The 5,555-nt window shown below is 37.6% G+C and carries 6 protein-coding genes; 1 reads left to right on the top strand and 5 read right to left on the bottom strand.

What is annotated here, in order from left to right; all coding sequences use genetic code 11:
- Positions 1-77 precede the first annotated feature (77 nt).
- Both ftsH and rlmE read right to left on the bottom strand, forming a co-directional pair.
- A complete protein-coding gene (ftsH, locus tag P375_RS11920; RefSeq protein ID WP_039137328.1) occupies positions 78-1,979 on the bottom strand; it encodes an ATP-dependent zinc metalloprotease FtsH in 1,902 nt (633 codons plus the stop codon).
- A 61-nt stretch (positions 1,980-2,040) separates the two neighbouring features.
- Entirely contained in the window at positions 2,041-2,670 is a 630-nt protein-coding gene (gene rlmE / locus P375_RS11915; protein WP_013745396.1) for a 23S rRNA (uridine(2552)-2'-O)-methyltransferase RlmE, read from the bottom strand.
- Between the two features lie 242 nt (positions 2,671-2,912).
- Here rlmE and yhbY point away from each other — a divergent pair, with 242 nt between their 5' ends.
- Positions 2,913-3,215: a ribosome assembly RNA-binding protein YhbY gene (gene yhbY / locus P375_RS11910; RefSeq protein ID WP_039137325.1), complete on the top strand. Its 303-nt coding sequence runs from the start codon at positions 2,913-2,915 to the stop codon at positions 3,213-3,215.
- Positions 3,216-3,272: 57 nt separating this feature from the next.
- Here the strand turns inward: yhbY and P375_RS12910 are convergent, their stop codons facing one another.
- The 3 genes from P375_RS12910 to metK form a co-directional block, all read right to left on the bottom strand.
- Entirely contained in the window at positions 3,273-3,626 is a 354-nt protein-coding gene (locus P375_RS12910) for a nitroreductase family protein (RefSeq protein ID WP_280643147.1), read from the bottom strand.
- A gap of 28 nt (positions 3,627-3,654) precedes the next feature.
- Positions 3,655-3,900 (bottom strand): nitroreductase family protein, encoded by a 246-nt coding sequence (locus P375_RS12905; RefSeq protein ID WP_280643146.1) that lies wholly within the window; start codon positions 3,898-3,900, stop codon positions 3,655-3,657.
- 158 nt (positions 3,901-4,058) lie between these two features.
- Complete coding sequence (gene metK, locus P375_RS11895; protein ID WP_039137323.1) at positions 4,059-5,207, bottom strand: methionine adenosyltransferase; 1,149 nt, start codon at positions 5,205-5,207, stop codon at positions 4,059-4,061.
- Positions 5,208-5,555 lie beyond the last annotated feature (348 nt).

The raw sequence follows: 5,555 nt of genomic DNA, 5'->3' as shown, positions 1-5,555 counted from the left end.
ATTTTGTCTACTATGCCATAAAAATAGGGCCTTTAATAAGCCCTATTTCCCTTCCTTTTATGGTATTTCAATGAAAATTATGCATTTTCTGATGGATCTACTGTTTCAGAAGAAGTATTAGCTTTATCCTCTTTTGGCGTTTCATCTACTTTCTCTTCTGGTTTAGTTTTTTCCACCCAACCTGCCGGTGGTGTTACTTCCTGACGTTCCATTAATTGCTTAATTTGCGGTTCATCGATGGTTTCATATTTAACCAACGCATCTTTCATTGCGTGTAAAATATCCATATTATCAATCAAAAGCTGTCTTGCTCGTTGATAATTACGAGAAACGATGTTACGCACCTCTTCATCAATGGTATGTGCTGTCGTATCTGACATATGTTTTGCTTTCGCCATTGAACGACCTAAGAACACTTCACCTTCATCTTCAGAATATAAAATTGGCCCTAATTTATCTGAAAAGCCCCATTGAGTGACCATATTACGGGCAATATTCGTTGCCACTTTAATATCATTTGAAGCTCCGGTTGAAATATTTTCTTCGCCATAAATCAATTCTTCAGCAATACGCCCTGCATATAAAGTCGAAAGTTTACTTTCCAACTGTTTCTGACTAATGCTGATTTGATCACCTTCAGGCAAGAAGAACGTCACCCCTAATGCACGACCGCGCGGAATAATAGTGACCTTATGGACAGGATCGTGTTCAGGCACTAAATAACCGACAATAGCGTGGCCTGCTTCGTGATAAGCGGTAGACTCTTTCTGTTTATCCGTCATCATCATTGTTCGACGTTCCGGCCCCATATTAATTTTGTCTTTTGCCTTTTCAAATTCCAACATTGTCACTAAACGTTTATTTGTACGCGCCGCAAACAATGCTGCTTCATTAACTAAGTTTGCCAAATCAGCACCGGAATATCCCGGAGTACCGCGAGCGATAGTCATCGGGTCAACATCATTCGCCACCGGGATTTTACGCATATGGACTTTTAAGATCTGTTCACGTCCACGCACATCAGGCAAACCAACAACTACTTGACGGTCAAAACGTCCTGGACGTGTTAATGCCGGGTCAAGCACATCCGGACGGTTAGTTGCTGCAATCACGATAACACCCTCGTTGCCTTCAAATCCGTCCATTTCAACTAACATCTGGTTCAAGGTTTGCTCACGTTCATCGTGTCCACCGCCTAAACCGGCACCACGTTGACGCCCCACCGCATCGATTTCATCAATAAAAATAAGACAAGGTGCATTTTTCTTCGCTTGTTCAAACATATCACGCACACGCGATGCCCCCACCCCAACAAACATTTCAACGAAATCTGAACCGGAAATGGTAAAGAATGGCACTTTGGCTTCACCGGCAATCGCTTTTGCCAATAAAGTTTTACCAGTACCCGGAGGCCCTACCATCAAAATACCTTTTGGAATCTTACCGCCCAATTTTTGGAATTTGCTCGGATCACGTAAGAAATCAACAATCTCACCCACTTCTTCTTTCGCTTCATCACAACCTGCAACATCGGCAAACGTTGTTTTGATCTGTTCCTGCGTCATCATTCTGGCTCGGCTTTTACCAAATTTAAGCGCACCGCCGCCACCGCCTTGCATTTGACGCATAAAGAAAATCCATACTCCGACAAGAAGTAACATCGGGAACCAAGAAATCAAGATTTGTGCCAATAACCCACGTTTTTCAGGTGCTGTACCGGACACTTTAATATCTTTCTTCAATAAATCATCAAGCACTTTATCATCATACAACGGCATTACTGTTTGGTAAGTATCGCCATTTTTCTTGGTCACGGTGATTTCATTACCATCAAAACGCGTTTCAGAAACTTGATTGTTACCAATATCGGTAATAAAAGTGGAATAATCAACACCATCCTTAGTATTGCCGGAAAAGCCTTGGAACAGCGTCATCAGCACAATTGCGACAACACTCCAAAGCATAATATTTTTAAGCATATTATTATTTTTCAAGGTAAATCCCCGTTATTTGTGTGTTTAAAAAACGTTTATCCTGTGGTTAAAGTTTATAACCCATTGCTACAATATAAACCTCTCGAGAACGATCTCTCGATGCTTCCGGTTTACGCACTTTCACTGTCTTAAATAATGAACGAATTTCTCGTAGATATTCATCAAAACCCTCTCCTTGAAACACTTTCACCACAAAACTACCTTGTGAAGCAAGAACCTGCTTACACATATCTAAAGCCAACTCAACAAGATACATCGCACGAGGAATATCCACTGAAGGCATTCCGCTAAAATTCGGTGCCATATCCGACATCACCACGTCCACCTTGTCATCACCGATTTTTTCCAACAATGTATTTAATACTTTTTCTTCACGAAAATCCCCTTGTAGGAAATCAACACCGACAATAGGATCCATATCTAAAATATCGCAAGCAATAACTCTGCCCCTTTCTCCGATTTGCGTAACAACATACTGTGACCAACCGCCCGGTGCAGCTCCAAGATCGACAACAGTCATATTCGGTTTAAATAACTTATCCGTTTTTTGGATTTCATCTAATTTGAAATAAGCTCTGGAACGTAATTTTTGCTTGTGAGCCTGTTGAACAAATTTGTCTTTGAAGTGTTCGTTAAGCCAACGTGTAGAACTTGCCGAACGTTTTTTTTTACCCATAATGCTAATATCTGAAAATCAATTGAATTAATACTCTAAAAATACTCGTTACTATATGATGATTAACTCCTAAATTTCAAGGCAAACAAGCATAAATTCAGCGAATACTGTAATAGGCTACACAATTATAGACAATTCTAATGAAATTGCCGCTTTATTTATCTTCATTATGCTAATTTCTTTCTATTTCATCCATAAACGTTTAAAATGTAGCATTTTTAATTTACTGAAAAGGGATACTTATGACATTAACATTATCTACAAAACAAAAACAGTATCTGAAAGGTTTGGCTCATCATCTTAACCCTGTAGTTATGCTCGGTGGAAACGGGCTTACAGAAGGTGTCATCGCTGAAATTGATAATGCACTGAATCACCACGAGCTAATCAAAGTAAAAATTTCCGGTGTTGACAGAGAAGATAAAGAACTAGTAGTCGCTGCAATAGAACGTGAAACCGGTGCTTATACGGTACAACGTATCGGACATATTTTAGTACTTTATCGCCCTAGTGACGAACCAACTATCATTTTTCCTAAAAAATAAAAAAAGAGTAGCTTAATCACTTAAGCTACTCAGACTGTAAACACTTCTATTTTTCTTTTATGCTGTTGGCATCTCATTCCAAGTTGCAAATTCATTCACCTCATAACGATAACTTTGATGAGGTTCTTTTACCTTTTTACCAATAGCAATTAACAATACGTCTTCATACCGTTCAGGAATAGAAAATGTAGAACGAAGCTCTTTTGAGTCATAACCAATCATTGGACTCGTATTCCAGCCTTTTTCTTCAGCTGCTAACATAAAACTCATTGCAAAAAGTCCTATATCTAAACTCAGGAAATTCATTATCTTTTGCTGCTCCAATTCCTGATAAAAACCCAAAGTCATTCCAATCATTTGTTGCTTCAGACTTTCTGGTAAAAAACCTTTCTGAACCAAGGTTTCATTCATTTTTTCAACTAATGGTTGTTTGATTGCTTCACGCCAAAATCATCAACACTGCAGAAGCATCCAATACTTGCTTCTGATTAAATGCAATAGGAAATAATCTCTCTTTTGCTGGCTGTTCAGTTAAAACAACAACACGCCACGGTTGAGTGTTAAACGCACTTGGTGCTTTACCCGCCAAAGCAAGCAGTTCTACCAACTCTTCTTGACTAATTTTCACATTAGGATCTAAACAACGGTTAGCGTGACGATTTAATAAAAATGATTCTACACTCATATATATTCCTTAAAATAATATAATCTCTATTCAGTTCTACATTTTTATAACTGTAAGATTAAGTTCTCATTTGAATTAATACTGATTCAGTAAAGAAGCCATTACAATATTTTGTAATGGCTTCAAGAGTATTGAAATATTGCTACAGCAATAATTTCTTATTTTAGATAGCTAGCTAACAATTCTGCTTTATCCGTACATTCCCAAGGGAATTGTTCACGTCCAAAGTGACCATATGCAGCAGTCTGGCGATAAATTGGCTGAATAAGATCTAACATTTTGATTAAACCATACGGACGTAAATCAAAATGTTCACGTACCGCATCAACCAATACTTCATTATCAACTTTTCCTGTTCCGAAGGTATCAATCATAATTGATGTCGGTTCAGCCACACCTATAGCATAAGATAATTGAATTTCGCAACGATCCGCCAATCCAGCTGCTACAATATTTTTAGCAACATAACGTGCCGCATATGCTGCTGAACGGTCAACTTTTGAAGGATCTTTGCCAGAAAATGCACCACCGCCGTGACGCGCTGCACCACCATAAGTATCGACAATAATTTTACGTCCGGTTAATCCACAATCTCCCATAGGTCCACCAATCACAAAGCGACCAGTTGGATTAATAAAGTATTTGGTATTTGCTGACAACCATTGCTCAGGTAATACTGGTTTAATAATTTCTTCCATAATACCTTCACGTAAATCTTTATCACTAACGTTATCTGCATGCTGACTTGAAAGGACAACTGTATCAATGCCTTGGATCTTTCCATTCTCATAGATAAAAGTAATTTGGCTTTTTGCATCAGGGCGCAACCAAGGCAAAACACCGCTACGACGCACTTCAGCTTGTTTTTCCATTAAACGATGAGCATAAGTAATTGGAGCCGGCATTAGTACTTCTGTTTCATTAGTTGCATAACCAAACATTATTCCTTGATCACCTGCGCCTTGCTCTAATGGATTTTCCCTATCTACTCCTTGATTAATATCGGATGACTGTTTACCAATCCCATTCAATACAGCACAAGAATGACCATCAAATCCCATTTCTGAAGAAGTGTAACCAATATCACAAATTACTTGACGTGCAAGATGCTCAATATCCACCCATGCTGATGTTGTAATTTCACCACCAATTAAAGCCATACCTGTTTTAACATAAGTTTCACAAGCTACTCGTGCTTTTGGATCTTGTTCTAAAATTGCATCTAAAACAGCATCTGAAATCTGATCTGCGATTTTATCTGGATGTCCTTCAGAAACAGATTCAGAAGTGAATAAATATTTTGACATGAAAATTCCTTATCAATAACTACCAATATTAAAAATAAAAAAGAAAAAATAGATGTTTTTACTTCTAGACGGCTATAATACGCTTTAATTGTTATTTGACAAGTAATTTTTTATTTTTCTTAAAAATAAAGCTTGATAAGTTATTTAACATTTACTGCTATTGTTTATAGTGAAATTAAACAACCAAACCTGATATATTCAGATTTTCCATATGAGCCGTGCTAATTAGATAAAAACATCTTACTTTAATACCATAGATATCTATTGATATAGGTCTAACTTAAAAAGTTTATTTCCCCGTTTGTCTCACCTCTCTCAAAGCAAGCCTTTAATGTAAAACAACATAAA

Origin of the sequence: Gallibacterium genomosp. 2 (assembly GCF_000771895.1) — a bacterium.
In the GTDB taxonomy this organism is placed as follows: domain Bacteria; phylum Pseudomonadota; class Gammaproteobacteria; order Enterobacterales; family Pasteurellaceae; genus Gallibacterium.
The sequence above is the reverse complement of the archived record's forward strand: the minus strand, read 5'-3'. Positions and strand labels throughout refer to the sequence as shown.

What these genes read in the sequence shown, in the direction of transcription:
- P375_RS12905 (WP_280643146.1), bottom strand. Translation starts at nt 3,900, where the DNA reads ATGAGTGTAGAATCATTTTTATTAAATCGTCACGCTAACCGTTGTTTA.
- ftsH (WP_039137328.1), bottom strand. Translation starts at nt 1,979, where the DNA reads ATGCTTAAAAATATTATGCTTTGGAGTGTTGTCGCAATTGTGCTGATG.
- P375_RS12910 (WP_280643147.1), bottom strand. Translation starts at nt 3,626, where the DNA reads ATGAATGAAACCTTGGTTCAGAAAGGTTTTTTACCAGAAAGTCTGAAG.
- rlmE (WP_013745396.1), bottom strand. Translation starts at nt 2,670, where the DNA reads ATGGGTAAAAAAAAACGTTCGGCAAGTTCTACACGTTGGCTTAACGAA.
- metK (WP_039137323.1), bottom strand. Translation starts at nt 5,207, where the DNA reads ATGTCAAAATATTTATTCACTTCTGAATCTGTTTCTGAAGGACATCCA.
- yhbY (WP_039137325.1), top strand. Translation starts at nt 2,913, where the DNA reads ATGACATTAACATTATCTACAAAACAAAAACAGTATCTGAAAGGTTTG.